Genomic DNA, 24,927 nt, shown 5'->3' on the forward strand with positions numbered 1-24,927 from the left:
AAAAAAAGATTTTAAACGATTTACGGCGATTTTAAACGGCATTTAAACGGTACTACACAAAGGACTAAGATGATAACTAACGAAGACCTACTAAAAGAGGTATCTCAAAAAGAGCTTTTACAGCTTAGCGATGTTAATGCGACTGGCGAGATTGACCAAAGCATCATTGACGACTGTATGCAAGACACTATCTCTTTTATTAGCTCTTTTATCACTATACCTTCAAACCCGTCGCCTCTACTCAAAGACATCGCCGTTGACCTGACAGTAATTGAGCTAAAAAAGCGCAACGGCTTTCCGAAAGAGTCAATCAAAGAGGTTCAAGAGAAGTGCGAGTCGCTCCTTCTTAAAATGGCGGCAAAGAAAATACCGACAGAGGTAACAACAAGCGGTGCAAAGAGTCCGGTGCAAAAGAAACGCAGCTTTGTCCACAATAGCCAGCGTTTGGATTTAACTGGTCTTTAAGAGGTGTTTAAATGACGCTCGAAGTAAAAGTAAGCGGACTCGATGAACTCAATGCCAGTCTTGAAATGCTCGGACGCTTTGGCGATGCTCCACTTACAAGAGCTCTCAAGAGTATAGGTCAAGCAGTTGTCGGTCAAACGATAGAACGGTTTGAGAATGAGATTGACCCCGACGGTAACAAATGGAAGCGTCGAAAGGTAGAGACAAAGAAGACTCAAGGCAGAAAAATACTGCACGGCGAAACCGGACAGCTCAAAAGGGTAACTTACATCGATGGCAAAGGATTTGTAAAGATAGGTGCATCAGTCAATTACGGAGTCTTCCATCAGTTCGGCACAAAGAAGATGCCAGCAAGAGCGTTTTTAGGCATCAACAAAGACGACTATGAGGAAATAACCGAAATTCTAACAAACCAACTAAGGAAACATTTTGGCACCAACAACTAACACAAAAGAGCTCGCAAAAGAGCTTTACTTAAAAGGCTTTGACATCGACAAAATCGCTCAGATATTGTCAAAGAATGTAAAGACTATCAAAAACTACAAAAGCCTAGACGGTGATTGGGATGAGCTCAGAGCTGCCGGTTATCTGAATAAGCGTGGCGATGACAAAGTCGTGATTTATCAAAACTTCATCGAGCAAATGTATCTCGCAGTCAAAGAGATAAATGAGTCCAGTCTAAAAGCAAACGAGAAAGCATCAGCACTCTCTCAGCTCGGAGACTCATTTGCCAAAATGAAAAAAGTGGCAAGTTTTGAAGACCCTGAGAGCTATAAACTCGCAATCGCAAAAAGAGTTGTGCAGCTGATCGTCGGAGAGTTTAAAAATACCGGCGACAAAAAGTGCATTGAGAAGATGGTTGACATGCTTGGCAGCAAAGAATTTACCGACAGCTTAGGAACGATTGATGTTGTTTAGTAAAGAAGAGCTGGGCTCGTTCTTAGATGAGACACGACTCAGCTATGAGCTTGACGGCAAGGATGAGAAGACTATCCGAAAGCTGACACGCAAAGATTTTGTTGATTGGTTGGATGACCTCAAAGAGGAGCTGAGAGCTCAAATCCTATGCAACGCCACCCTTGACCCAAAAACAAGAGATGAGCGTGTTGCAAGAGGTGAGCATGACTTTGAGTTTTGGTCAAGAACATACTTCCCACATTATTTCAGCATACCTGGCAAAAATGCTCTTCACGAATACCTTGAGGAAAAGTTTGTCGAGATTACAACAACGCTTGAGGGAACCAAGAACGCCATAGCTGCACCAAGGGGACATGCAAAGACTACTTATGTTTCGCAGCTCTTCCCACTATGGTGTGCGACATACAAAAAGAAACGCTTTATTGTCGAAATCTCAGACGCAGTCGAACTGGTCGAGGGAAACCTTGAGGCAATCAAGGTCGAGCTTGAGGACAACGAAAACCTCAAAGCTGACTTTCCTGATGTCTGCGGTATAGGCACTAGTTGGAAAGTTGGAGAGTTTGTCACTCGTAACGGTGTCAAGTTCAAGGCATTTGGTAGTGGCAAAAGGCTCAGAGGTGTGAAGTTCGGCGTATATCGACCCGACCTCACAATCCTTGACGACCTTGAGAACGACACAAATGTAAGAAGCAAACCTCAAAGAGACAAGCTTGAAGAGTGGCTGGACGAAGCAGTCTTGAACTTAGGCTCAGCCGATAGGTCGATGGATATTCTTTACATCGGAACCATTCTACACCGAGACAGCGTACTCGCACGAAAGCTCAAGCTCCAGTTTTGGAACCCTAAAAAGTTTCAGTCCGTTATCACTTTTCCAAAGCGCATGGACTTATGGGATAGATACGGCTTTCTTTACAAAAACATGGGGACGCATGAGGCAGAGGCTTTCTATCTCAAGCATAAAACCGAAATGGACGAGGGTGCAGAGGTTCTTTGGAAAGAAGCTCTCCCGATCAATAAGCTTATGCAAATCAGAGCAGAAAACCCCAAAGCTTTCAACAAAGAGCAGATGAATAATCCTCTTAGTGAGGCTCAAAAGTTCAAAAAAGAGAATATGCACTTTTACCTCACTGCTCCAAAATGCGACCGCCATGTTATGTGGGTTGACCCAGCTGGAGAGAAAAAGAAAAGCGACTACACGGCAATCACTGTCCTTGGAATAAAAGACAGTGAACGCAAAGGCTATATTCTTGAGAGCAAAGTCAAAGTTATGCCAGCAAGAGAAATCATCAACACCGTCATCAAGCTTCAGCAGCTCTACCGCTGCAAGATTATCGGTGTTGAGACAAACGGCGGTCAATTTTTCCTCAAGGGCTGGATGCTTGAGGCGGCATTTGATGCCGGAGTACACTTACCGCTCAGAGGGATTAACAATTGTCAAAACAAAGAGGCGAGGATTGAGGAGCTTGAGCTTCCGATTGAAAACGCAGAGATACTATTCCATAAGAGCCACACGCTTCTCATTGAGCAGCTTGAGGAGTTTCCTGAAGGAGAGCACGATGACGCACCCGATAGTTTACATGGAGCCTATAAGCTCAGCAAGCTCGAAAAGAGCAAGAATAAAAAGAAAAAACGGACAAACCGCATAATTAGAAAACGACCAGGAGTGATGGATGATTAAGATGTTTAAGGGATTTTTCTCAAATAAAGTCGATGCAAACAAGAAGAGCAGACTTGTAAGTTCAAACAATAGTCTCGTCGAGCAGCTTTTTTCGATTGACACTTCATCTATAATCGGAGGGCTAACCGACGAGCAGATGGATAAAATCATCAGGGACTTAAGCGTCTCTCAAGCAGACGAAAGCCGCAAAAGCGTAACCGAAAAAAAAGAGCTTCAGATTGTCAGCAAAAATGATAAACACATAGCAGCTCTTGAGGAGGTATTCACACCGGATGTCATTTCTCAAATTCTCGACACTTACATGTACGGTTTTAATGTCTTTGAAATCAACTGGAAACTCAAAGACGGACTTTACTTGCCGGAACTCATCCAAAGAGATTATCGCACCTTTGTGTATGACAGCGAGGGCGTTTTGAAGTGGAGAAACCAAGGCATGCTCTATGATATACCTGAGTATAAAATAATCACAGCTACATACCGCAAACGCTTCAATAAACCATACGGCGACGGCACAATTGCAAAGATTTATTTTCCGGTTAAACTCAAAAACGCTTCGATGGAGTTTTGGGTTAGGTTCCTTGAGAAGTTTGGTAGCCCGTGGGCAATAGGCAAGACCGACTCTGATGCGGACGAACTCGCAAACGAGATTAACGCAATGCTCAGCGGTGACACGGCAGTCATCGACCCTGATGAAAAGATAGAGCTCATACATCCAAGCTCAAACAAAGGCGACTTTGACAAGCTCATTGATTATTGTGACTCACAAATCAACCGTGCCATACTCGGAGGCAACTTAACCGGCAATGTAAGCTCAGGCTCTTTGGCAGCTACTCAGGTTCACAATGAAATCAGAGAGGACTTGGCAAATGCAGACCGAAAGATACTTGAGCATGTCTTAAATCGTGCAATAGGCTATTTCAAAGAGGTCAACGGTATCACTGACGAAATGTATGCAATGCTCAAAGATGAAGATGATCCACACACTGAGCTTGCAACGAGAGACAAGACTATCTTTGATATGGGATACCGACCAACAAAAGAATACATCGAAGCGACCTACAATATCACGGTCGAAGAGATGCAGCAACAAGAAACGGTAACGGCAAATAAAACACCGTTTAAAGCCCATTTAATAGCGAATAAAACAGATACAGACGAGCAGAAAGCAGCGGCAAGAGCCATACTATTTGACGAACTCGTCTCATCGTTTCTCGAAAATGCAAGCTTGAGCAAGTCAAACTTTATCGAGCTGCTTGATAAGTCGGGGAGCTTTGAGGATTTGCTTGATGCGCTGGACTCACTTGAGAATGTGGATCAAAAGACCATAGAGCAAGCAATCCTTATCTCTGAGCTTTATGGGATGAGCAAAGATGATTAACTTTGGCAAAATCACTCCCGATGAGGCGATTGAATACTTTGTAAAAAAGCTGCTCTTGTCACCCGAAGAGTTTGCAGCTCTTGAGCAAGACGCAAAGGTCTTCGCTTTTACAGTCAGCGAACTCACCAAGAGCTCAGAGCTTGAGTTTGTGTTTGGTTCTATCAAAAAGGCATTGGAAGATGGTCAGGGGTTTGCGGAATGGAAAAAGCAGACAAAGGAGATTTGGAAGCAAAAGGGCTGGAGTGATTTTAGGGTCAAGACAGTTTATCAGACCAATATGCACCAAGCAAAGTCAATCGGCACATGGAAGCAAATGCAAGAGACAAAAGAGGACTTTCCTTATTTGAGGTACTCTGCAATTTTAGACAATCACACTCGTCCATCACACGCAATGATGCACGGTAAGGTTTTGCCGATAGATGATAAGTTTTGGGATAGTTTTTATCCTCCAAACGGGTTCAACTGTCGCTGTCAGGCGTATGCCATAACAGAGAGCAAAGCCAAAAAGTTTGGAGTAACGCCGGATGTGGCTAAGGTAGGATTTGCGGATGATGGTTGGAATTACAACGCAGGAAAATCGTATGATAAGAAGTTAAGTGAGTTATCAGCTCAAGCATTGCGTAAGACTGAAAAAGCAAAAGCGGACGCTTGGAGCCTATTAAAAAAGTGAAGGCTCCAAGCTAGTAGTTAAGCCATCCGCACACTTGTCTCATCTAGCACTTTTTGCACCTGGGCTAGTTCTACGCAGATGTCTTCGAGGATAAGACCTATGCCTTTGGAAAAGTCGCAATAGTCTATCGCTAAGTCGTTCTCTTTGATACGCAGTGCCGCTTCAGCCAGTACATCCATCTTGAGGTTGATTTTTTTTAAGCTCTCGCTTGTTTGAAGTATAACGCCCATCTCACACCTCCTTGATAAGAGAGTAGCTAAATGTCGTGCCGCTTAGCACATTGGCTCTCCAGTAAATGCCATCATACCCTCTTAACCAGTTTATCGCCGTTTTGTCGGCTTTTATCTTGCCCACACGGCGGAGCAGTTCGCCTTGCGTGATGCCCTCTTCATTTTCAAGAGCTTTGACCACTTTAGCGATAAACTTCTCTTCATTGCTAAGCCTATGGTGTTGCATACGAGAAGTGGGTTTGTCGATGTAGATAAACTCTCTGTTTACCACAGGCTCATCACGGAGCTTTTGCTCAAGAAGTGCCAAAATAGTTGTCTGCTGAGACATCATCGTCTCTAACGCTTTACTGATGAGCCAAAGAGGCTGAGACTCACTCATCATTGCATTTTTGGCTTTAAGCTGATAAAATGCTTTGACAAGTGCTTTTTTGAAATTTTTCACGACTGGGGAGTTTTGAAGAAAAGTCATTAAAAGTGTTGCTTGTTGCTCATTGAGGTAATATGTCTTTGCCTCTTGAGCACCTCCGTTTGTTTGCAAGGTATGGATTTCAAATCCAACCCCTCCAAATTCCTCAAAATCAGCAATATGATTTCTGACAATTCTTGATACAGATTTTTCTTGTATCTCCGTACGCTCTGCAATCACTCTATGACTAACTACAGCCACCTCGTTTCTAATTTGGATAAGTTCCATTATCACTCCTGTTTTTTATTTAGTCACATTTTAGGACTAATTGGGCGTAATATTATCCTGTTTTATTTCTTTTGTCAATAGTTAAAAGCATATTTTAGGAATTTTAAAATAATTGAAGTCATAAATTAGGAAGATAGATAAGTAGTTTATGGATTTGAAATCCATAAACTACTCTTGAAGAAAGTCTTTGAGGTGTTGTTTGAAGTTTTCGGAGGCTTGCAGTTTGTTTTTAAGTTCGATAGTTTCAAGATAAAGCTCTATGGCTTTTTGCATAGATGGACTTGTTTCTGGAGCAAGTGCGGCATTTTTAATAGCCCCTTCACTATACCCTACCGCATCGCCAAGCTGACGATAGGTCATCCCCAGCTCTTTACATGTAAGTTTTATAATATTTTCACTCACTGCACACCTCCAAACATTTTAAGCCCCATGCTCAGCATAGCATTGACGGTTTGCTTTAGGGCTTCGTCTCCGCCATTTTTGGCTATGAAAGAGAGCTTTTCGCCTATGCCTGTTTTTCTTTGCATGCTTTCAGGTATTGCCTTGAGTAATTCCAGTCCTTTTGCACTTAAAACTACACCTCTAAAGCCATACTCATGTTGTGCATCATAGTTGATATACCCGCTCTCGCTTAACCAAATCACGGTATCTCTGTATATATCACACTCTTTTGGTGTCTTGAGAGTCTCTTCGTCGAACTCTTTATCTGTCATTTCACAAATATCAAGTTCACATCTTAGAGGGAAGCTCTCATAAAGCTTCACAAATGTCTTACCGACATACAAATCAAACAATTCTATATTTTTCAATCGTGCCATCCTTTTTTTCTCCTTTATTTTACCTAAATTTTGCAATTGACAAGTTAAAGCGACCGCAATCGCCTTAATCTCGGCAACCACAAAGAGCCTTTTTGGTGTTAAAAAAGTGAAGGCTCTCTGATGTCTTTTGTAATAGCGTATATTTGAGAGACAGACAAGTCATATTTTGAGGCGAGACGACGGATAATGCCGCTTCCTTGAGCTCCCTCTTTAATTAAGGCTTCGTATTCGTTCAATATCTCTTTGTTTCTGCATACGGACTTATAAGAAGGCACATAAATAGAACTGCCACCAAACTCTTTGTAAATGTCGGTTATAGAGTCGCACTCTTTGATTTTTTGGAAAAACTGTTCAAATAGCTCCACGGTTGTAACCACGATTAACCCCTTTTTGTGCTATAATTTTTGGGTTGTTCGAGTTCGACCCTCAACTCCATAAGCGAACATGAACGAGTAGGCTCAACTCTGCTCGTTCTTTTCTTCTCTTTTCTTATTCCAATCCTCTTGCATTTTCAAAAGACCAGTTATGACTTTCCCCGCATCCGTGCGACTTAAAAAGCGCAAATAAAGCGGTCTCATGCCAGTTATTCTGTGAATGTAGTTTCTTAGCGCAAAATCGCTCGGCTCTCTAGCAATCCTAAACCAAACGCCCTCGATAGTATCAATCTGACTTTGGGTTGCGTTTTGCACTGACATCTGGCTCTTATCTTTGATAAAAGGCTTTTTCTCATAAGCTGCTCTTCCATAACCGAGGAAAATTGCAAACTCTTTGAGCTGGTCAATACTCAGCTCACTCGTTGATGTTTTGCCGTAGGTCACGAAGAGATAATCTTTGCGTATATCATCATCGGGGAACTTGTCTCTTTTGAGCGTATGACACACCTTGATAAGGTGCTTTTTAAGCTCTTTTTGTTTTGCTGTCATCTCTTATCCTTCCAAGTTGTAGCTGAGGGGCATACAACATCTACAACCTTTACAACTTGCAAGTTGTAGAAGTTGTAAAGGTTGTATCAACCCAAACTATAAACATATTTGTTACCCGCTTTTTTGGACTTCCAAAACTTGTCGGTGAACTTATCTAGCGTGTCTCTCGCCGTCTTATCATCTTTTTTGTGACCAGTATTCTCAAGCAGCTCGGTTTTATTCAAGCCCTCTTTGTAAAGCATCAAAGCCTTTTTAACTTTCTCGACAAACTCAAGCTCATACTCGTTCATGCAAGCAATATCAAAATCCATCTCTTGCAGGCTCAGCTCTTTCGTCTTGACACAAAACGCACGGTCTTTGATACCGGCACGCTCTTTTTGCACTTCAAGCAAAAAATTAATCTCATTCTCTTGACTCGGTCTCTTATCGAGTCTATACATACAGTCGATAGAGTTTCTGATGTTGTTTGAGCCTTGATAGTTTCGACCGTCTTTGTTACTGTGATGCAAAAGTACGATTGTTGCTCCGGCTTCCCTGATATTCATCAGGGCATCCATCACTCTCATCACCTTGCCGTCGTGCATGATGTCAACCACATTTCGCAAACTGTCAATCATAAAAACACAATCTTCATAAGCTCCATTATAGGCATGCTCTTCAAGCTTTAAGAGCAAGTCAAACGGCGGCATGTTGAGTGTTGAGCGTTGGATATAATTTAGATTTTTATGCTTCTTGATGAGTAGATCATAAATATTCCGGTCTTTCAAGATGCTCACCGGATTGTCGAAGTCGATATAAGTCAACATTGCGACCTTTTTTTCATCAAGCAAATGATTTGTAATCGCTTGAGCAAGCCAGCTCTTGCCGTTGCCTCCGTCTGCGTAATACATTGTTATGAGCTTTTTTGGCAAAAAGTCGGGGATTAAAAACTCAACCTCTGCATTAAAATGAGTGTCTTGCAGCTTGAGCGTTTGCAGATATTCAAAAACATTATTCACTTTTTAGCCTCCATAGCTTTTTTTAGACTCTCTTTGAGCCAACTCATAAGATCTTCTCTCTTTTGCATATCAACGATCTCACACAGCTTGTCAAAGTCGTGTTTGTGATTTTGATTTTGTTTCAAAAGCACAAAAAGAACTTTTAAAAGCCATTTGTTTATTTTAGATTGGTCGTCTGTTTTGACTACTGTTAAAAAATATCTATAAAAAGCATCAAAGTCCGCAAACTTCCCAATATGTTCACTTAGATTTTTGTATGCTTCGTTCATTGTCGCATCTTGTGTTTGCGGATGTAGCACTTTGTCCTCCCGAGCTTAAAATCACTTTTGACATGAGCCTAAAAAGACCTATTTTTTCTTTTGCGGTTAAAAATCTTGCGTTCGGCTCTCCGAGACCTTTTTTTTGTTCATCAGTTAATTTTCCTAAATCCATTCTCTCTCCTATAAACGATCTTGAAAGTCGCCAAGCAATTTGGAGACTTTAAAAAGCGTTTTAATGCCCGTTTAAACAGTGTTAAACGGGCTTTTAAACTTATGCAAGCTCGAAGTGTGGTAAGTCGTCAAAGTTTTGGTCTGCAAAATCTTTGTCGCTATCCCAGTCACCGCCCCATCTGAGCTCATGGGTGATAACACCATCGGCTTTGAGCTGAGCTGCCGCCATAAACATATAACCGGCAAGATGATAGAACCGTGCTCGGGCTTTCTCTTTTTCGTTGAAATCAATCGGATAAGGCGCAATGTCAACGGCGTTGCTCGGCTTGCTTTGATGCTTACTCTTTTGGCTTACACCGTCAAGCTTGCTCTTACCCTCTTTGAAATACTTTTGTTGTAGCTCTAATGTTCTTTCGCCCTCAAGGACGCTGAAATCAAACACCGTAATAACTCTCTCGCAAATTCTTTGCAAATCGGGGTGACATGTGTCAAGACGACTCCTTGATGTTTCTCCAAACTTTGGCATGTTAAATCACCGTTAGCGTAGGTGTTTTCTCTTTCACGCTAAGACAAAGTTTTAAACCGTCATCTTCTACTGCCATCTCTTTAAGTCTTCTTTCTGGTTTTAAAACCGTCTCAGTCTTAACGAGAACATCAAACCTTTCACCTAAAATCTCTTTAAGCTTTGCCTCATCTTCTATCTTGATGTCCCATCCGAAAGAAACTTTTATAGATTTTGAGCCCTCCTCAAAAGTCACCGTCGCATTGTCGCTTCCATCAAGAGCCTCTTTGGCATAAGTGATAATCACCTCTTTATGCTCTTTGAGTTTTTCATAGAGGATATCCATCTCTTTTTTGATGTCATAAAAGTCCTCAACTGCCCTGATAGCCTCTTTTTTATCGCTTCCAAAACTCTTTTTCCCTATTTTTATTATCACTTTTTCTCCTTTTTGTTTTTTTTCTTAGGCTTTGGCGGTTGTGCCAACTTTTTATCTATACTTGCCATTTTGTTTCTCCTTTAGGTTGTATTTGATTGCCATGCTGTCTGCGCATACGAAGCCGTATCGAAGTTGCACTGTAAGGTTGCTTTTGTTTTTTTTGACAATTTTTAATCCCATTTTTCTCCTTTTTCTATATACTTTGGGTGTAAACACTCCATAAAGCCCACCGTAAATGGGCTTTAACAATGTTTATTGGGCTCTTTTTACAGCTTGAGACAAAGCTCTTTTTGCGGTTCTGACACTAGTTAGGATTGAAGCCGTCGATATCTCTTCCTCTTCGTTAATCTCTTCAAGTAGTACCAAAGCCGTCTTTAGTTTGTCGTTTAAATTTCCTATGAAACTACACTCAAAACTATCACTCTCTTCAACAAGTCTCAAAAGACCGTATGCTTGATTTTTTACCATCTTCTATCCTTTTTAAAAACGATGTAAATTTCACAGGAGACCCACCCAACGACAAATCCCGCAACAACCAAACCAAATTCAAACAACATATTCGCCTCCTATCTCAGCAGTAACATCTCGACCGCAGTCTCGATAACATCTTTTGTGATCTCCGTGCCGTAGCTTTTTGCCAGTCTCTCAGAACGCTTGAGCAGCTTTTCTGTTTTTCTGAAGTTCCCTTTTGTGAACTGTTTGATTGTTTTCGCTGTCGCAATGTCGTTTATTCCAAAGAGCTTGCAGACCGCCTTGAGGTCATCGTCTATCTCAACGACTTTGCCCTCGCTCTCTTTTGCATAAGTGAGTCCTTGAAGTATCCACTTGCCGCCGACTCTTGAGCTGAGCTGCTCATATTCGTCATAATCACTCTCGCCACCGGTGAGGTTTTTGATGAGCTTTTTGGTTCCGGCAAGTATCAAAGGACTTTTTGAGAAGTCATACATCCGTCGAAGCAGCTCCAAAGCCCGATAAGGCAAGTGCTCTGCCTCATCGATGATGATAAACTTCTCGCTTTTTTGAAGTATCGAAGCGCACTCTCGCACCGTGAGGTCGAGGCTTCCTTTGTATTGAGAGCCAAGCAGCTCAGCAATCTTTTTGAAAAGGTCTCTTGCCGTGGTGCTGATGGTTGCTTCAATCAAGATGGACTCAGGATGATTTTTTGCAAACTCCCTGAGCGTTCGACTCTTGCCAGTTCCGGCTTTACCTACGATGACCGCCATATCCTCATCCATCACCGCCCATTCGATAACCGCAAAGACGCTTTTTGCGTCTCTTGTCATCACAAATTCAAGCTCTGCCTCTTTTCTTTTACTTGTCTTTTCGATATAATTTGCGATGTATGTTTTAGCAGGGGCGATGACTTTATCTTTGTACTGGTAATCATCTCCTTGCTGCATATACCCACTCAAATAAGCCGGATTAACTCCGATTGTCTTTGCGAACCTATTTTGACTAATCCCCTGAGCTTCTAAAAACTCCAAAATCTGACTTTGTAAATCCATAATCTTTCTCCTTTTTATTGTTGGATTAAGCGACCCTCCCGTGGGAGAGTCTGTTAATTCAACTCCAATTGACCGCTCGCTCGATGACGCTGTCCCAGCTCAGCTTGTTTCGCTTTTCGCTGTTTGGCATCATCACCCCGTCTATGTCAAAGACACGCTCTTTTATGCTGTCAACCTCTCTTTGCTCTCGAAGCTTCTCTCTGACATCTGCGACGACATCACTATTGACCGCTTCGATTTTCTGAGGTTTAAGCGACTCTTTGTGCTCCTCCAGCATACGCTCGAAGTCCTCCTCGATTGCAAGCCGTGTAAATGCACTGAACTCCGCTGATTTGATAACGCCTCTGACTTGACGCATCTCCTCTTTGAAAACCTTTTTGACCGCCTTGTACTGCTCTGCTGACATAAGAGCAATCTCTTTGTCGTAGGCTCGGCAGATAAAATCTCCAGTGAGCGAGAAAACAAATATCTCTTGAGCGTTGTCGATGTTTGCTCTGCATACCACTTTGGTACCGACCGGAGGCAGTGAGTCTCCAACAAAGCGCAACGCTTCGTATTCGATACCTTTTTTAGCGACCGTTCTGATGTCGGCTCCACCCGCATACAAGATGAACTCTTCGTAAGCGACTTTTCTGATTGCCGTATCGTCCGAGTTCCATCTATCCATCGGAGACTCATTTTTGCGTCTGATACGCATGATGTCCCATTTGGCAACCTCAGTGTCAAGCCTCATCTTCATTTGCTCAAATGTCAAAAGGTGCAGCTGGTTTGTCTTTTTCACATTCCCGAACTGGTCTTTTGCTTTTCGGTCTCGCTTTGGCGTTCTCTGCTCTATCATCTCACGCTTTGCCAAGCTGTTTCCGATGTATCCTGGTGTAAAGCTGATACCGCTATGCTGAACCGTTCGGAAGTGTCTCTCAACAAATCCTTTCTCATCACCGGCATAAGCAATCGCTCTGTCGTAGTCGATACCAAGACCGCTCAGCAGCTCTTGAAACTGTTTGGATAGATAGTCTTTTCCGTTGTCACCTTTGATGTACTCAGGCTTTCCAAATTTCTCCAACGCTTTCCATAGCAAGCGGACAAGTGAGAGAGCGTTTGATGTTCGCTCCAAGCTCATCACGCTTCGACCGCTGAACACATCCACGATTGAGAGGATGTTTGGTCTAAAGGCAGTCCCGTTATCTCCATCTCGTACCATTGCGTCAAGAGGCGATGAGTCAACTTGCCAGCACTGATTGCGTCTGATGATGAGCTCTTTTTGATTGCCCATTGCAGGTTGCAAGTAGCTTTTTGCTTTATCTTCGCCCAGCGTGACCATCACATACTCAAGCCGATTGTTTTTATAGTAGTTGTCGATAAAGCGTTTGATGGTGCCGTAGTCGCAAAGAGGCTTTTGCTCTTTTTTGATGAACTTGATATAATCGCACTCGCCTTTGCGAGCTGCCTCCTCATGCAACGCATCCCATAACTGGAGATAGTTGATACCTCCAGCTCCAAAGGCTCTGAATTGTGCTAACACAAAGTCTTGCATCCAAGGCTTGAGCGTTGTCTTACCCGCTCTTGCCTTGCCTCTCATATCAGCCAAGCCGACAATCCCTTTTTCTTTATAGTCTCTCTGCCAGCGATACAACTTTTGCTCGCTGAGCTTTAGTGTAGGATCGAAGCGGTTTTTGTTATCGCAAAATTTCGAGGTCGCTACTCCCTCTTTTCTGTACTCATCCCAGTCTTTGAGTATTCGCAGACGCTCAGTAGCCTCTCGCTTTTGCTCTTCGTCAAGCTCAAAGTATTTGACCTCTTTGTCTGCTTTAGGTTTTGCCGTTTTTATCTCAGGCTCTTCCTGTTCGCCGTTAAAGTCATTCCAAGCTACCTCTCCAAGACCGCCCTCGGGCAGCTCTTCATAAATAGTGATTGACTCCTCAAGTTCGCCTTTGTCGATTGCGACTGCAAGCTCGACCTCGTCAACTTTGATAAGTAATTTTTTGCCGCCTCTGCCCACACCGTCGATGTAGCGATAGTTGTATTTGTCAGAGTTGCGTTGAACGGCATTTTTAATAGCCGACAATGTTACTCCATACACTACCGATGCGATTTTCGTTTCTACATACACGGGCAACGCTCCTTTAGTTAGAGTGCGTTAGAGGTGTTACCCCCCCGCTCGTCATTTTCGATTTTTTGTAATATTTTCGGCTTCTCGCCTTTCCAAATCCCAAGTTCCCAAAGAACCTTGACTACTTTTGCAGTTCGTCCGTCTTCGCCTCCACGGTCTCTCTCACCTTTCAGCTTTCCGCTGAGCACTTTTGAGAGTATCGTTTCGTCGAGTTCGTGTTTTCGTGCAAAAGCCGCAAAATTGATGCAGTTATCAATAAAATACTGTCTCATGTCCGGCATTTCTTTCATCTCTCTTATCCTTTCGTGTGTTTTATTCACACCAAAACCGCCCACAAATGGAGGTTTTGGAGCAAACAGATGTCCACAGTGAAGCTGCTCTCAAAGGAGCGGCTTTAGTGTGGGCATCGGCAATTAGGCACTCTATCCCCAGTCCTAATCTTTTGACATCATTTTTGAAAGTATTTACATTCAAAAATGGCGGTGCTGGTCGTAGTTTTAAGCATAAGCACACCGCAGATTGTAAAAAAACACAATATTTAGAGTAAATTACTGTCATTTCTGATATAATTGCCTCATATATTGCAGTAATTATAATGTGTTTTGAAAGTATTGTCAAGTAGTTTGGAGGGAAAAATGAAAAGAATTGAAAGTATCCTTGAGAGGATAAGAAAGCATTTTGGCGTTTTTACGGATAAAGAACTATGCGAAAAGTGGGGCATACCATACGGCACGCTCGACACTTGGAAGAATAGAGACAACATACCAACAAAGAGACTTGACTTACTTTCAAAAAATGAAGGTATCTCTCTTGAATATTTATTGACAGGGAAAGAGCCTGATGTAAATGAGCATAAAAATATGATTAAAACCTACAGTGACGACATCGTTACAATAAACTTTTACCACGACACTACTGCTGCCGCTGGCTATGGTTGCATCAATGGCGATGAGCTTCCCGAGCCGCTTGAGATAAGCCGCTCATTCCTCTCAAACATCCTCGGACTCAAAGTCTTTAAAAATCTTGACATCATAGGAGTCCAAGGCGACAGCATGGAGCCGTTCATATCAAACGGAGAGTATGTCATCGTCGAGCGTACCGATGAAGCGAGAAACAATGAGATAGTGATCGCAAATGTCAACGGCGAAGTCTATGTCAAGAGACTCCTCCGTGACCCGTTCCAAAAATGGGTCAAGCTCATCTCAACAAACAAAAGCTACGAAGACATCATGCTCAAAGATGATGAGCTTCAATACATTAATATAATAGGAGTCGTCCGTGCAAAATTCCGTCCTTTCTAAAACACTGCTTTTCGTAGCTCTTCTTTCATCTTTATATGGAGCAGACATCACCGGCAAGGTTGTCGGAGTTCACGACGGCGACACGCTCACCATTCTCGACAGCTCAAAGACACAACACAAAATCCGTCTCGCTCAGATAGACGCACCCGAAAGCACTCAAGACTTTGGCAGTGCATCAAAACAAAGCCTCTCCCGAATGTGCTACGGCAAAGAAGCCAAAGCCAAAGTCGAAACGACAGACAGATACCAAAGAAGCGTTGCGATTGTATATTGTGAGGGAACCGAGGCAAATCTTCAGCAAGTCAAAGAGGGCTTAGCATGGGTTTATCGTCAGTACGCATCAGACCAGCGATACTTCAAAGCAGAGGCAGAGGCAAAAGCGTCAAAAGAGGGTTTATGGAGTATCTCGGAGCCGACACCTCCGTGGGAGTACCGCAAAGGCAAAAAATCAGCCAAACAAGACTCAAAGCCAACAGCTCAAAAGACCTCATCAAAAAAAGAGTGTGGCTCAAAGCGTACATGTAAGCAAATGACAACATGTGCCGAGGCGAGATTTTATCTTGAGGAGTGTGGCGTGTCTGCTCTTGACAAAGACAAAGACGGTACTCCGTGCGAGTCGCTTTGTCGATAAAAATTTTAAACGGCAAAATGTGTCTTTCTTGATGTGTCTTTCTTTTTATAAAATGTGTCTTTCTCTAAAAAATGATGTGTCTTTCTCTATTCTTTGCAATTTCACATCACCTCATCATACGCTCTAAAATTCCGCCTATTTTCCATCACGGCGGGATGAGCTATAAAATACCGTTTAAAATCGCTTTATACGGCGTTTAAAGGCTCTTTATACATTGGAAAAAGTATCGCTTTTGAGTGAGCTTTTGGGAGAAACAAACGGCTTTTGGGAGTGGTAGGAAAAAAAGCGTCCTAAAATTTGCAGATAAAATAAACTACAACTTCAAACAAACGCCCTAAAAATGGGGCTTCAAAAAGGTAAGCGCAAAATATTTGGCACTATCATTTCATCTACCCCCTTACAGCACCTGTTTCATTGATATAATCAAAAAGCTTATAAGCATGGCTTAACTCTTCTTGAGAGTGATCCTTTAAAAATTTTGCACTTCCGTGCAGCCCTTTGTTTGCGCACCAAGCGCTCATAGCAAGATATATATTTGAGGAGTACATCTCCAGATTTACCTGCTCGTTAAGTCTTTGAATCATTTTTTGTGTCAACATAAATATCCTTTAAATATTAAAAGTGTGCTCTCACACCTGCAAAATAGTAAACACCTGCATTTGAGCCTAGCTCTTTGGCTACCTCTTTGTCAAAAAGATTGTTTACTCCTCCGTATAGCTCTATATCTTTGCTTAACTCCTTTGAAACACTTAGATTTGCCAGCATATACTCATCCGCCTTCTCGCTCGTGCTGATATACTGTTGTGCCACATGTCTTAACGTAAACATAACCGAGAAACTCTCAATAGGCATATAGTTAATTGAAACCGCTATATTTCTATCGGGATTAAACAACAAGTCTCCACCCGTGTTTTTATCTTCTGTTCTCAGCTCAAGCCAGTTTAGCTTTGTATCAATCTCTGGGCTTAGTCTATACCCCAAAGAGAGTTCGGCTCCCTTTGTCTCGACGCTGGTTTTGTTTAAAGACGTGTAGTATTTGTTATCGACAAGCTCGAGTTCTATTTTATCTTTTATATCATTAAAAAATAACGCTATATCATAACTAAACTTACCGCTTCTTCCGTTTGCTCCGATTTCATAGCTGCGCACAAACTCCGGATTTAGGGTATTGGCATCTTTTACGCCTGCTATAACCACCTCCGCACCGTATCTCGGCTGTTTTCCCGGTTGAGGGCTAACTACATAAAGTTCTGCTATATCGGGAGCACGATAACCTTCCGCATAGTTAGCTCTTAGGTTTAGCATTTTTGATATATTTTTAACCATGCCTGCCTTTAGAGTGACTTTAGAATCGGCATTGCTTATATCGTCATATCTTGCACCCAATATCGTAGAGAGCGTGTCGGTAATTTGCCACTCATCTTGAATATATGCGGATATGTAATCCACTTTTTTTGTTATAAACTCTTCACTTGCAGGATTAGGATTTATAGCCGCACTCTCTCTCTTTTCGTTTCTGTAGTCTGCACCGAATGTTATGAGATGGTCCTCTATACCGGCATAGTTTGCTACAGCCTCATATCCTGCTATATCAACATTTGCACTAAATTTTTTATTTACCGGACCTGCAAAATTTATAGGCGTTGTTTCATTTCTTTTTTCATAGTATGAGTTATAGACTCTAAACTTTGTCGTTAAATCATCGCTTGCCAAATACTCAACATCAACAGACCCGTCTATTCTTTGATTATCGTCAACGGATTTTACGGGCGTATTTGTAACAAGAACTGCGGACGGAGTGCCAAGCGGTCTGGGCGCTTTTGCAGACCCTAGATACGCTCCTTCTCTGTCTTCTTTAAAAAAGTTCAAATCCAGCCCTGCTTTTAACTTTTGGGTAAGCTCATAAGAGAGCTTCGCTCCAACGCTATATACTTTGGCATCATCACGGTATGCCACATCCGCATCGCCGCTCTTGCCAAACTCTGCATCGGTAGGGATGGGATTGTTATTTGATGGGTTAAGTACCGACTGAGTATAACTTTCTCTCTCTTCATACGGTCTGCTGCTTTGCATGCTTGCGTAAAAACCGTATCCGAGTTTATCTTTCTTGCCGAAATAGCTTAGATTAGCGGAGCTAGTTTCATTATCGCCTTTATCGTTCATGCCGCCTCTTATATCAAGTGATATGAACTGAGAATCTTTTGGCTTTTTTGTGATGATATTTATAACTCCGCCCGTGGCATCTGAGCCGTAAAGCGTGGACATAGAACCCTTTACCACCTCAATTCTCTCTATCATTGAAGCAGGTATCCTGTCCATCTCGTAGGGACTCTCGGTCTCACCCGATATTCGCTTGCCGTCAATCAAAAAAAGTGTCCCGTTAGCCCCCACTCCGCGGATAGAGACAGAACTTTTAGATTTTGAACTCGGATGCGGAAATCTGCCGTACTGCATAACAAAAGAGGGAGAGTACTCTATAATGTCCTTTAAAGACTGCGCTCCCATCTTTTCTATATCCTCTTTGGTTATTACTTCAACCGATGCCGATACCCCGTCTATATTTTTTTGGGTTTTAGTAGCGGTAGTAATAGTAATATTCTCTAGCTCAACCGTCTGCGCCGTTGCTACTTGTGCGCTAAGCATTAACGCTGATAGTACACTGATTTTTATTTTATTCATAATTTTATTTCCTGATTTTTTAACATGTTGGCTGGCTACTAACGAAAAAAACAGGAGAGAAAATCCCGTATTTGCTGGCTATTGTTATCTTAGTTTAATGCGAAATAAATCGGCAAAGTGACTTTTGAAATCGTTTGCGGAATCGGCAGTGCCTCAGCGCACAGCTTACCTGCCGCACTTATTGCACTATTATCTAAAAGTTTATGACCTGAGGACTTATACACCGAGATATCTACCAGCTTTCCTTTTGTATCTATGACCAATAAAAGCTCAACTATTCCGGCTTGTCCCATTCTTCTGGCAATATTTGGGTATTTTAGATTTGCCAAAACCATATCTCTAATACTTTGAAAGTTTGTTTTTACGAACTCAGCTTCCAAAACTTGCGGAGTCGGTTCTACATGTTGTTGTACCTGATTCGCTACTTCCTCTTTTGGCTCAACTTTTGTACCTACAGTTTCTTGCGTAACTTCGACTTTTTTTTCTGCTTCCACGACTTTTGTTTGGATAATCTCTTGTACTTTTTGCTCTATTTTTTGTTCTGTTTTTTTCTCTATAGGTTTTACTATCGTTGGTTTATCATTTTTTACTATGCTCTGGACTATAGGTTTTGGCATCTCTATCTTTTGAACAACCTCTTTTAGTTCTTCAAAACTGCCCAAAGAGATTGTTATCATCTCTTTAACACTACTCTCTTTTGGAAAATCCATCTTGTTATTTAGAACATAAAACAGAACATAAGCAACTAAAATATGAAGTATAAATGATATAGAAAAACCGTTTATACTGTTTTTGTCTGCTACTAACATGTAAACTCCTATTTTGTAAGTATAAGCTTGTTATCACGAGTAATTCTAAGCGTGTAAACTTGAGAGTTGTGGATTATCTGAACAACTTTTGCATCTGCAAAAATCTCTGAAGAATCTATCAAAATAATATCTTTCATCTCTTTACCGCCATAGAAATTTTTTCAAGACCCCTCTCTTTTAATGTATCCACTACAAAGATAAAATCTTCATAAACAGCTCTCTTATCCGAGACTATCGTGATAATATCCTCTTTAGAAAATGTTGCTATTTTTAACATAAACTCATCTTTTGTATAAAGAGTATCTTTGATAAAAAACTCTCCCATCTCCGTTATGACTATATTATGTTTTACTTGTTTTATTGCCTCTTTTGTAGATGAAGTCGGAAGATTTACATCTATCTTACCGAGTGCAATAAAGTTTGATATAACAAATACTATTGCGAGTAAAACAAGGAGTACATCTATAAAAGGAACAACGTTTATTCCCTCATATCTCTTTATCGATTTCATCTTCCCACTTTGCAAATAAAATATCACTCTTTCGTAAAAATGCACTATAGAGCATCATAGACGGAATCGCCACTAAAAGCCCGAGTGCCGTTGCTTTTAGAGCAAGAGAAAGCCCGATAACTACAACCGAAGTCTCAAGCGAAGCATTTTGCCCCATATCGTAAAAAACGACCATAATCCCTACAACGGTTCCAAGCAGTCCTACATATGGAGCGTTTGAAGCTATACTAGAGATTGTAGAGAGATTGTTTGTCAAAATAACTTCTATCTCATTTTTTGTTTTATAATCCGTTAAATTTATACTTTTATAAAAAAAATATCTCTCAAATGACAATGCAATTGATACAAAGCTCATCAAAAGAAGCGTTCCAAGTATCACATAATCTACAAACTCTTTTAAATATTCCATACTTTTTGCCTTTATTGATAATCGCAATCAAAATCATATAACTTTACTGCTTAAACAATTCTGATTTTGATAATAGATATCATTGAACTTTTATTAAAAGATTTATTTTTTGGGTAAAATATTTAAAACCGTTGGGAGGTGCAATTTGAAAATCATCCATTTTAGCGATACTCATTTAGGATTTAACGACCTTGATATCTTAAATAACGAAAATATCAACCAAAGAGAAGCCGACTTTTACGACGCTTTTTCTCAGGTAGTAGAGCAGATAAAGATAATCAAGCCCGATTACATCATTCATACTGGCGACCTATTCCACCGAGCCAGTCCTTCAAACCGTGCTATTACTTTTGCCCTTGAACAGTTTAAAATCATAGATGAGTTAAATATCCCTTTTATTCTCATCGCCGGAAACCACTCTACTCCCAGAACAAATCTCTCTTCGCCTATTTTAAAGATATTTGAGAGTTTAAAAAACATACATGTATCTTTCAATCAAGAGTATAAAAAAGTAGAATTTGAGCATATTATCTTTCACACCCTGCCACACATGAACGACGAAACAAAAGCACTCTCTCAAATAGAACTTTGCGAACAAAACATCCATAAAAACAAAAAAAATATCATGATGATGCACTGTTCGGTCGGTGCGTTTTACCTCATGCAAGAGTTTGGCGAATGGGTCTATCCGAGTGATAAAGAGTATATTTTTAAGATGATGGACTACGTGGCACTCGGTCATTGGCACAGTTTTTCTCAAGTCGGCAAACATGAAAATGTTTATTACAGCGGCTCAACCGAGAGAACAAGCATGAGTGATAAGCGAAACTCAAAGGGGTTTGCAGTTGTTACTCTTGGCGATGATTTACATGTAGAGTACAAAGAGATAAATATCCGCCCTTTTGTGCAAAAAGAGATAGACTGCGAAGATTTTGAAAACTCTATTTTAAAGATAGATGCAAGCGACACTAAAGATGCCATAGTTGAAGTAAAACTCTCAAACCTTACGTCTTTGCAATCAATTGACATCCAAAATGCGGATATTAAAAATATATTTCCAAATGCCTTACATGTAAGCGTAAAAAGAGAGTTTAAAAAAGGTTTGAATGAAGGTATCGCAGTTGATGTAGAAGCACTCTCTTTAGAAGAGTATTTTTTACAACATGTAAAAGAAGACAGCGATGACAAAGAGTTTGAACGCCTTATGCCAAAAATACAAGAGCTGTTTGCACAGTACGAGGAGGCTAACAATGATACTCTCTAAACTCCACCTTGAAAATTTCAAAAAATACACCTCCTACGACATCGAGTTTGGCGAAGGTCTTATCGGCATCATCGGCAAAAACGGAAGCGGAAAAAGCACCATATTTGAAGCGATACTTTTCGCACTTTACGGTGAGCTTAAAAACAAAGGCTACAAAGATATTGTGCGAAATGCAAACGCAAGCGACAAGGATTCTGTTGTCGTGGAACTCATCTTTGAATTTGACGGTGTGCAGTTTAGAGTCGTGCGTGAATTTAGAGGAAAAGCACTCACTGCAAATGCAAAGCTTTACAAAAACGAAGAACTTACAACAAGCGGAGCAAAAGAGGTAACATCTGCCATAGTCAAACTTACAAAGATGAGCAAAGATGCTTTTATGCACACACTCTTTGCTTCTCAAAAAGAACTCACAAGCCTAAGTACTCTTAAAAACGAAGACCGCAAGAAGATGATAAGAAAGCTTCTTGGACTTGAAAAGATAGACTTTATAGAGAACTCTCTCGTTGAGAGAAGCAGAGAGTTAAAACGGGAGATAGAAGCGTTTAAAGAGATTTTGCTCGGCGAAGATGAGATAAAACAAAAAGAACAGCTCATAAAAGAGAGCCTTGCCGCAAAAGAGGCTCTTGCAAAAGATGCAGAGCAAAAAAGCAAAGAGCTTGAAGAGATAAAAACAAAAGTACAACATGTAAAAAAAGAGCTTGAACTCTTTGCCAAAACAAAAGAGCAAAAGCAAAAGCTCCTCTCAGAGCTTGAGCTAATAAAAAACTCCAAAAGCCTTGAGATACTAAATCAGGTAAAACTTACCGCAGAGCTTCATGAACTAGAGGACAAACAAGAGAAACTAGACGCTCTAAAAGAGGTAAAAACAGAGTACATGTCACTGCAAGAATCTCTTAAAGACAAAGAGAAACTAAAAGAGATATATCTAAAAAAAGAGGGTGTTAAAAAAGAGCAAATCCAGCTCAGAGAGCAGTACATTAAGAGCAAAGCAGATATTCATACGCTTGAAAAAGAGACCGAAAATTATGATGAATTTGTACTGAATGCAAAAAATCTGGAGATAAATATAGCAATGCTTCAAGAGAGCGTAACAACAAAACATACCATAGAAAACGAACTCTTAGTAGAGATAGCGGGTGAACAAAAACAGATAGCTACGACAAACGAAAAAATAGAAAAACTGCAAGAACTAGGAAATGAAGGAACGTGTCCTACATGTACAAGACCGCTTTTAGAAGAGTATGACAATGTCGTAAACTCACTTGCGCTAGTCGTAAATGAGACTCATCAAAAAAAGATAGACGAGTATAAAAAACAGCTTCAAAACGTAACAGAACAAAAAAATGCTTTTGAAGCCGACAGAAAAGCTAAAGAGAAAGAGTTTTTGGAGCTTACTAAAAACATAAACATTATGGAAAGTAAGTTAAAAGACCTCAAAAAAGCTAAAGAGTATTTCTTACATGTAGAACAAAAAGGTATTCAAAACAAGAATGAACTAGAAGAGCTTGAAAAGTTCAGCTACAACGACAAACTGCATGAGGAGATAAGAAAAAGTTTTGCGCTCATAGAACCAAAATATAAACTCGTTCTAAGCCTTGAAACGGAGCTAAAAAGAGTCGCTCTAGTAAAGTCTGACTTGCTAAAAGTAAACAAAAAGATAGAAGAGTTAAGCAGTGCAAGAAAGGCAAAAGAAGCGGAGTTTAACCTTGTAGTCTATGATGAAGCGAAGCATAAAGAAAAGCAAAAAGAGCATGACGAAGCCCAAAAAAACAGTGATGAAAAAACAACGCTTTTAAACGAAGTAAAAATCAAAATAGCTACATGTGAGGGCGAGATAAAGAGCGTCCAAAACTCACTTGAGAACAACGAAATACAGCTAAAAAAAGTGCAAACAAAAAAAGATGATTTGGTTGACTACGAGAAAATAAAAGTCTCTCTAGCCGAGTTCAAGACCCGTCTCAACGCAAAAGTAGCTCCACGCATCTCTAGTCTAGCCTCTGACATGTACGCTCAAATAACCAAAGGCAAATACCAGCACATAGAAGTAAGCAACGACTTTGACTTTTTCATCTACGACGAGGGCAAAAAGTACCCCATAGAGCGATATTCAGGCGGAGAAGTTGACCTTGCCAACCTCGTTTTACGCATCGCTATCTCAAAAACCCTAACCGAACTTAGCGGTGCGAGTAGCATTGGTTTCTTGGCATTTGATGAAGTGTTCGGAAGTCAGGACGAAAGCCGCCGCATGGAGATACTAGAAGCTTTTCATACCATAAAAGAGCAGTATAGACAGATATTTTTGATATCTCACGAGATGGAGATTAAGGAGATGTTTGAGCGGGTTGTGGAGTTGTGATAACTCTTTTCTAGCTTAACCTATCATTTGAGTCTAAAGTTTTTTTCTTTTGCTTTGAGTAAAATGGTAGGCATAATCATCTCGAAGCTCCTAGATAAAAATTGTTATTTTTAGATTTATTTCGATAAAATAATTTCAACTAAATAGCAGGAAATGTTTTGGATACAACCCCTCATAAAATCCAACTCGCAGATGAAGATATAAATAACAAAATCTTTACTATTCGAGGTCTGCAAGTGATGATAGATAGAGATTTGGCGGAGTTATATGGGGTAGAGCCTAAAAGACTTGGTGAACAAGTCAAAAGAAACATTGAAAGATTCCCCAAAGAGTTCAGATATCAACTTACCGAAAAAGAAAAAAATGAACTGGTCGCAAATTGCGACCGGTTGGAGTTACTAAAACACTCTTCATCTCTCCCTTTTGCTTTTACAGAACAAGGTGTTTCAATGCTTTCAGCAGTTCTTAGAAGTGAAACTGCTGTCAAAACAAGCATACTAATTATCAATAGTTTTGTCAAAATGAGAAGCTTTCTTTCACAAAATGCCGATATTTTTAAACGACTTGAGCTTGTCGAAAAAAGACAAATTTCATATGAGATAAAAACAGATGGGAAATTTGAAAAGCTCTTTGATGCACTAGAAGAAAATTCTATAAAACCAAAACAGGGTATATTTTTTGATGGCGAAGTGTACGACGCCTATCTCTTTGTCTCAGACCTTATAAAAAGTGCCAAAGAAAGCATAGTGCTTGTGGACAACTATCTCGATGAGAGTGTTTTAACCATGCTCTCAAAAAGAGACCCAAAAGTAAGCGCCATCATCTACACAAAAACCATCTCCAAACAGCTAGAGCTTGATGTGAAAAAGTACAATGCCCAATACCCAAATATCACGCTCAAAAAATTTGATGCCGCTCATGACAGATTTCTCATACTTGATGGCAAAAAGATTTACCACATAGGTGCGAGCCTAAAAGACCTCGGCAAAAAATGGTTTGCATTTTCAAAAATGGAGATGGATAGTTTTGAGATTTTGCAGAGGTTGGATGGGTGATGTACTTTATAGTTAATGAAGTTTTCGGAAGTCAAGACGAGAGCCGCCGCATGGAGATACTTGAAGCTTTTCACACCATCAAAGAGCAGTATAGACAGATATTTTGATAAGCCACAAGATGGAGATTAAGGAGATGTTTGAGTTGGTTGTGGAATT

32 protein-coding genes are annotated in these 24,927 nt (G+C 40.7%); 11 read left to right on the plus strand and 21 right to left on the minus strand.

From position 1 onward, the window contains the following. Positions 1–69: 69 nt before the first annotated feature. Genes A2530_RS03550 through A2530_RS03575 form a run of 6 tightly spaced genes read left to right on the plus strand, consistent with a single transcriptional unit; the run spans position 70 to position 5,109 of the window. The gene (locus tag A2530_RS03550; protein ID WP_294891430.1) at positions 70–465 is read left to right on the plus strand and encodes a phage protein Gp36 family protein; all 396 of its coding nucleotides are present in this window, start codon (positions 70–72) and stop codon (positions 463–465) included. A gap of 11 nt (positions 466–476) precedes the next feature. Further along, a complete protein-coding gene (locus A2530_RS03555; protein WP_294891432.1) occupies positions 477–911 on the plus strand; it encodes a phage virion morphogenesis protein in 435 nt (144 codons plus the stop codon). After that, positions 895–1,383, plus strand: a complete 489-nt coding sequence (locus A2530_RS03560; RefSeq protein ID WP_294891433.1) for a DUF1804 family protein — start codon at positions 895–897, stop codon at positions 1,381–1,383. Before A2530_RS03555 ends, A2530_RS03560 begins: the two co-directional genes overlap by 17 nt. Beyond that, on the plus strand, positions 1,373–3,061 hold the full coding sequence (terL, locus tag A2530_RS03565; protein ID WP_294891436.1) for a phage terminase large subunit: 1,689 nt from the start codon (positions 1,373–1,375) through the stop codon (positions 3,059–3,061). The genes A2530_RS03560 and terL overlap by 11 nt, the downstream gene beginning before the upstream one ends. Further along, on the plus strand, positions 3,054–4,439 hold the full coding sequence (locus tag A2530_RS03570) for a DUF935 family protein (protein ID WP_294891438.1): 1,386 nt from the start codon (positions 3,054–3,056) through the stop codon (positions 4,437–4,439). Before terL ends, A2530_RS03570 begins: the two co-directional genes overlap by 8 nt. After that, the gene (locus A2530_RS03575; protein ID WP_294891440.1) at positions 4,432–5,109 is read left to right on the plus strand and encodes a phage minor head protein; all 678 of its coding nucleotides are present in this window, start codon (positions 4,432–4,434) and stop codon (positions 5,107–5,109) included. The genes A2530_RS03570 and A2530_RS03575 overlap by 8 nt, the downstream gene beginning before the upstream one ends. Before the next feature lie 17 nt (positions 5,110–5,126). On the opposite strand, the gene A2530_RS03580 is transcribed toward A2530_RS03575, so the two are convergent. The 15 genes from A2530_RS03580 to A2530_RS03650 all read right to left on the minus strand — a co-directional run bounded on the left by A2530_RS03580 (position 5,127) and on the right by A2530_RS03650 (position 14,046). Continuing rightward, the gene (locus tag A2530_RS03580; RefSeq protein WP_294891442.1) at positions 5,127–5,339 is read right to left on the minus strand and encodes a hypothetical protein; all 213 of its coding nucleotides are present in this window, start codon (positions 5,337–5,339) and stop codon (positions 5,127–5,129) included. Between the two features lies 1 nt (position 5,340). Next, complete coding sequence (locus A2530_RS03585) at positions 5,341–6,033, minus strand: Rha family transcriptional regulator (protein ID WP_294891444.1); 693 nt, start codon at positions 6,031–6,033, stop codon at positions 5,341–5,343. A gap of 168 nt (positions 6,034–6,201) precedes the next feature. Further along, positions 6,202–6,435, minus strand: coding sequence for a transcriptional regulator (locus tag A2530_RS03590; RefSeq protein WP_294891446.1), 234 nt, complete (start codon positions 6,433–6,435; stop codon positions 6,202–6,204). Then, positions 6,432–6,851, minus strand: a complete 420-nt coding sequence (locus A2530_RS03595; protein ID WP_294891448.1) for a hypothetical protein — start codon at positions 6,849–6,851, stop codon at positions 6,432–6,434. Before A2530_RS03595 ends, A2530_RS03590 begins: the two co-directional genes overlap by 4 nt. Before the next feature lie 98 nt (positions 6,852–6,949). Continuing rightward, the gene (locus A2530_RS03600; protein ID WP_294891450.1) at positions 6,950–7,228 is read right to left on the minus strand and encodes a Mor transcription activator family protein; all 279 of its coding nucleotides are present in this window, start codon (positions 7,226–7,228) and stop codon (positions 6,950–6,952) included. A gap of 81 nt (positions 7,229–7,309) precedes the next feature. Then, positions 7,310–7,774: a phage protein GemA/Gp16 family protein gene (locus tag A2530_RS03605; protein ID WP_294891452.1), complete on the minus strand. Its 465-nt coding sequence runs from the start codon at positions 7,772–7,774 to the stop codon at positions 7,310–7,312. 86 nt (positions 7,775–7,860) lie between these two features. Continuing rightward, positions 7,861–8,772 (minus strand): AAA family ATPase, encoded by a 912-nt coding sequence (locus A2530_RS03610; protein WP_294891454.1) that lies wholly within the window; start codon positions 8,770–8,772, stop codon positions 7,861–7,863. Beyond that, positions 8,769–9,041: a hypothetical protein gene (locus A2530_RS03615; protein ID WP_294891456.1), complete on the minus strand. Its 273-nt coding sequence runs from the start codon at positions 9,039–9,041 to the stop codon at positions 8,769–8,771. Before A2530_RS03615 ends, A2530_RS03610 begins: the two co-directional genes overlap by 4 nt. After that, entirely contained in the window at positions 9,013–9,204 is a 192-nt protein-coding gene (locus A2530_RS03620; protein ID WP_294891458.1) for a hypothetical protein, read from the minus strand. Before A2530_RS03620 ends, A2530_RS03615 begins: the two co-directional genes overlap by 29 nt. 99 nt (positions 9,205–9,303) lie before the next feature. Then, positions 9,304–9,729, minus strand: coding sequence for a hypothetical protein (locus tag A2530_RS03625; protein ID WP_294891460.1), 426 nt, complete (start codon positions 9,727–9,729; stop codon positions 9,304–9,306). Position 9,730: 1 nt separating this feature from the next. Continuing rightward, on the minus strand, positions 9,731–10,141 hold the full coding sequence (locus tag A2530_RS03630) for a hypothetical protein (protein ID WP_294891462.1): 411 nt from the start codon (positions 10,139–10,141) through the stop codon (positions 9,731–9,733). Between the two features lie 252 nt (positions 10,142–10,393). Then, a complete protein-coding gene (locus A2530_RS03635; RefSeq protein ID WP_294891464.1) occupies positions 10,394–10,609 on the minus strand; it encodes a hypothetical protein in 216 nt (71 codons plus the stop codon). A gap of 98 nt (positions 10,610–10,707) precedes the next feature. Next, entirely contained in the window at positions 10,708–11,646 is a 939-nt protein-coding gene (locus A2530_RS03640; RefSeq protein WP_294891465.1) for an AAA family ATPase, read from the minus strand. A 58-nt stretch (positions 11,647–11,704) separates the two neighbouring features. Continuing rightward, the gene (locus A2530_RS03645) at positions 11,705–13,756 is read right to left on the minus strand and encodes a DDE-type integrase/transposase/recombinase (RefSeq protein ID WP_294891467.1); all 2,052 of its coding nucleotides are present in this window, start codon (positions 13,754–13,756) and stop codon (positions 11,705–11,707) included. Between the two features lie 17 nt (positions 13,757–13,773). Further along, on the minus strand, positions 13,774–14,046 hold the full coding sequence (locus A2530_RS03650) for a hypothetical protein (protein WP_294885780.1): 273 nt from the start codon (positions 14,044–14,046) through the stop codon (positions 13,774–13,776). A 345-nt stretch (positions 14,047–14,391) separates the two neighbouring features. On the opposite strand from A2530_RS03650, the gene A2530_RS03655 reads away from it, so the two are divergent. Both A2530_RS03655 and A2530_RS03660 read left to right on the plus strand, forming a co-directional pair. Then, a complete protein-coding gene (locus tag A2530_RS03655; protein WP_294885782.1) occupies positions 14,392–15,057 on the plus strand; it encodes a S24 family peptidase in 666 nt (221 codons plus the stop codon). Further along, positions 15,035–15,688 (plus strand): thermonuclease family protein, encoded by a 654-nt coding sequence (locus tag A2530_RS03660; protein ID WP_294885783.1) that lies wholly within the window; start codon positions 15,035–15,037, stop codon positions 15,686–15,688. Before A2530_RS03655 ends, A2530_RS03660 begins: the two co-directional genes overlap by 23 nt. Before the next feature lie 389 nt (positions 15,689–16,077). Here A2530_RS03660 and A2530_RS03665 read toward each other — a convergent pair whose 3' ends face one another. The 6 genes from A2530_RS03665 to exbB form a co-directional block, all read right to left on the minus strand. After that, positions 16,078–16,287 carry a ferritin-like domain-containing protein gene (locus tag A2530_RS03665; protein WP_294885785.1) on the minus strand — a complete coding sequence of 70 codons (210 nt, stop codon included), beginning with the start codon at positions 16,285–16,287 and terminating at the stop codon, positions 16,078–16,080. Between the two features lie 16 nt (positions 16,288–16,303). Beyond that, complete coding sequence (locus A2530_RS03670; protein WP_294885787.1) at positions 16,304–18,367, minus strand: TonB-dependent receptor; 2,064 nt, start codon at positions 18,365–18,367, stop codon at positions 16,304–16,306. An 89-nt stretch (positions 18,368–18,456) separates the two neighbouring features. Next, the gene (locus A2530_RS03675; protein WP_294885789.1) at positions 18,457–19,176 is read right to left on the minus strand and encodes an energy transducer TonB; all 720 of its coding nucleotides are present in this window, start codon (positions 19,174–19,176) and stop codon (positions 18,457–18,459) included. An 8-nt stretch (positions 19,177–19,184) separates the two neighbouring features. Next, the gene (gene hemP / locus A2530_RS03680; protein WP_294885791.1) at positions 19,185–19,313 is read right to left on the minus strand and encodes a hemin uptake protein HemP; all 129 of its coding nucleotides are present in this window, start codon (positions 19,311–19,313) and stop codon (positions 19,185–19,187) included. Further along, entirely contained in the window at positions 19,310–19,687 is a 378-nt protein-coding gene (locus A2530_RS03685) for a biopolymer transporter ExbD (RefSeq protein WP_294885793.1), read from the minus strand. Before A2530_RS03685 ends, hemP begins: the two co-directional genes overlap by 4 nt. Continuing rightward, positions 19,665–20,096, minus strand: a complete 432-nt coding sequence (gene exbB, locus A2530_RS03690) for a TonB-system energizer ExbB (RefSeq protein WP_294885794.1) — start codon at positions 20,094–20,096, stop codon at positions 19,665–19,667. Before exbB ends, A2530_RS03685 begins: the two co-directional genes overlap by 23 nt. A 145-nt stretch (positions 20,097–20,241) precedes the next feature. Between exbB and A2530_RS03695 the strand changes: the two genes are divergently transcribed. From A2530_RS03695 to A2530_RS03705, 3 genes are all read left to right on the plus strand, one after another. Then, positions 20,242–21,360 carry an exonuclease SbcCD subunit D gene (locus A2530_RS03695; RefSeq protein WP_294885796.1) on the plus strand — a complete coding sequence of 373 codons (1,119 nt, stop codon included), beginning with the start codon at positions 20,242–20,244 and terminating at the stop codon, positions 21,358–21,360. After that, positions 21,347–23,716 carry an SMC family ATPase gene (locus tag A2530_RS03700; RefSeq protein ID WP_294885798.1) on the plus strand — a complete coding sequence of 790 codons (2,370 nt, stop codon included), beginning with the start codon at positions 21,347–21,349 and terminating at the stop codon, positions 23,714–23,716. Before A2530_RS03695 ends, A2530_RS03700 begins: the two co-directional genes overlap by 14 nt. 158 nt (positions 23,717–23,874) lie before the next feature. After that, positions 23,875–24,771, plus strand: a complete 897-nt coding sequence (locus A2530_RS03705; protein ID WP_294885799.1) for an ORF6N domain-containing protein — start codon at positions 23,875–23,877, stop codon at positions 24,769–24,771. Positions 24,772–24,927: the final 156 nt, after the last annotated feature.

Source organism: Sulfurimonas sp. RIFOXYD2_FULL_34_21, assembly GCF_001830805.1.
Classification (GTDB): domain Bacteria; phylum Campylobacterota; class Campylobacteria; order Campylobacterales; family Sulfurimonadaceae; genus Sulfurimonas.

Coding starts and splice junctions, on each gene's coding strand:
- A2530_RS03650 (WP_294885780.1), bottom strand. CDS start 14,046: ATGAAAGAAATGCCGGACATGAGACAGTATTTTATTGATAACTGCATC.
- A2530_RS03605 (WP_294891452.1), bottom strand. CDS start 7,774: ATGACAGCAAAACAAAAAGAGCTTAAAAAGCACCTTATCAAGGTGTGT.
- hemP (WP_294885791.1), bottom strand. CDS start 19,313: ATGAAAGATATTATTTTGATAGATTCTTCAGAGATTTTTGCAGATGCA.
- A2530_RS03625 (WP_294891460.1), bottom strand. CDS start 9,729: ATGCCAAAGTTTGGAGAAACATCAAGGAGTCGTCTTGACACATGTCAC.
- A2530_RS03585 (WP_294891444.1), bottom strand. CDS start 6,033: ATGGAACTTATCCAAATTAGAAACGAGGTGGCTGTAGTTAGTCATAGA.
- A2530_RS03620 (WP_294891458.1), bottom strand. CDS start 9,204: ATGGATTTAGGAAAATTAACTGATGAACAAAAAAAAGGTCTCGGAGAG.
- A2530_RS03635 (WP_294891464.1), bottom strand. CDS start 10,609: ATGGTAAAAAATCAAGCATACGGTCTTTTGAGACTTGTTGAAGAGAGT.
- A2530_RS03655 (WP_294885782.1), top strand. CDS start 14,392: ATGAAAAGAATTGAAAGTATCCTTGAGAGGATAAGAAAGCATTTTGGC.
- A2530_RS03570 (WP_294891438.1), top strand. CDS start 3,054: ATGATTAAGATGTTTAAGGGATTTTTCTCAAATAAAGTCGATGCAAAC.
- A2530_RS03670 (WP_294885787.1), bottom strand. CDS start 18,367: ATGAATAAAATAAAAATCAGTGTACTATCAGCGTTAATGCTTAGCGCA.
- A2530_RS03665 (WP_294885785.1), bottom strand. CDS start 16,287: ATGTTGACACAAAAAATGATTCAAAGACTTAACGAGCAGGTAAATCTG.
- A2530_RS03685 (WP_294885793.1), bottom strand. CDS start 19,687: ATGAAATCGATAAAGAGATATGAGGGAATAAACGTTGTTCCTTTTATA.
- A2530_RS03580 (WP_294891442.1), bottom strand. CDS start 5,339: ATGGGCGTTATACTTCAAACAAGCGAGAGCTTAAAAAAAATCAACCTC.
- A2530_RS03615 (WP_294891456.1), bottom strand. CDS start 9,041: ATGAACGAAGCATACAAAAATCTAAGTGAACATATTGGGAAGTTTGCG.
- A2530_RS03675 (WP_294885789.1), bottom strand. CDS start 19,176: ATGTTAGTAGCAGACAAAAACAGTATAAACGGTTTTTCTATATCATTT.
- exbB (WP_294885794.1), bottom strand. CDS start 20,096: ATGGAATATTTAAAAGAGTTTGTAGATTATGTGATACTTGGAACGCTT.
- A2530_RS03575 (WP_294891440.1), top strand. CDS start 4,432: ATGATTAACTTTGGCAAAATCACTCCCGATGAGGCGATTGAATACTTT.
- terL (WP_294891436.1), top strand. CDS start 1,373: ATGTTGTTTAGTAAAGAAGAGCTGGGCTCGTTCTTAGATGAGACACGA.
- A2530_RS03640 (WP_294891465.1), bottom strand. CDS start 11,646: ATGGATTTACAAAGTCAGATTTTGGAGTTTTTAGAAGCTCAGGGGATT.
- A2530_RS03700 (WP_294885798.1), top strand. CDS start 21,347: ATGATACTCTCTAAACTCCACCTTGAAAATTTCAAAAAATACACCTCC.
- A2530_RS03550 (WP_294891430.1), top strand. CDS start 70: ATGATAACTAACGAAGACCTACTAAAAGAGGTATCTCAAAAAGAGCTT.
- A2530_RS03595 (WP_294891448.1), bottom strand. CDS start 6,851: ATGGCACGATTGAAAAATATAGAATTGTTTGATTTGTATGTCGGTAAG.
- A2530_RS03555 (WP_294891432.1), top strand. CDS start 477: ATGACGCTCGAAGTAAAAGTAAGCGGACTCGATGAACTCAATGCCAGT.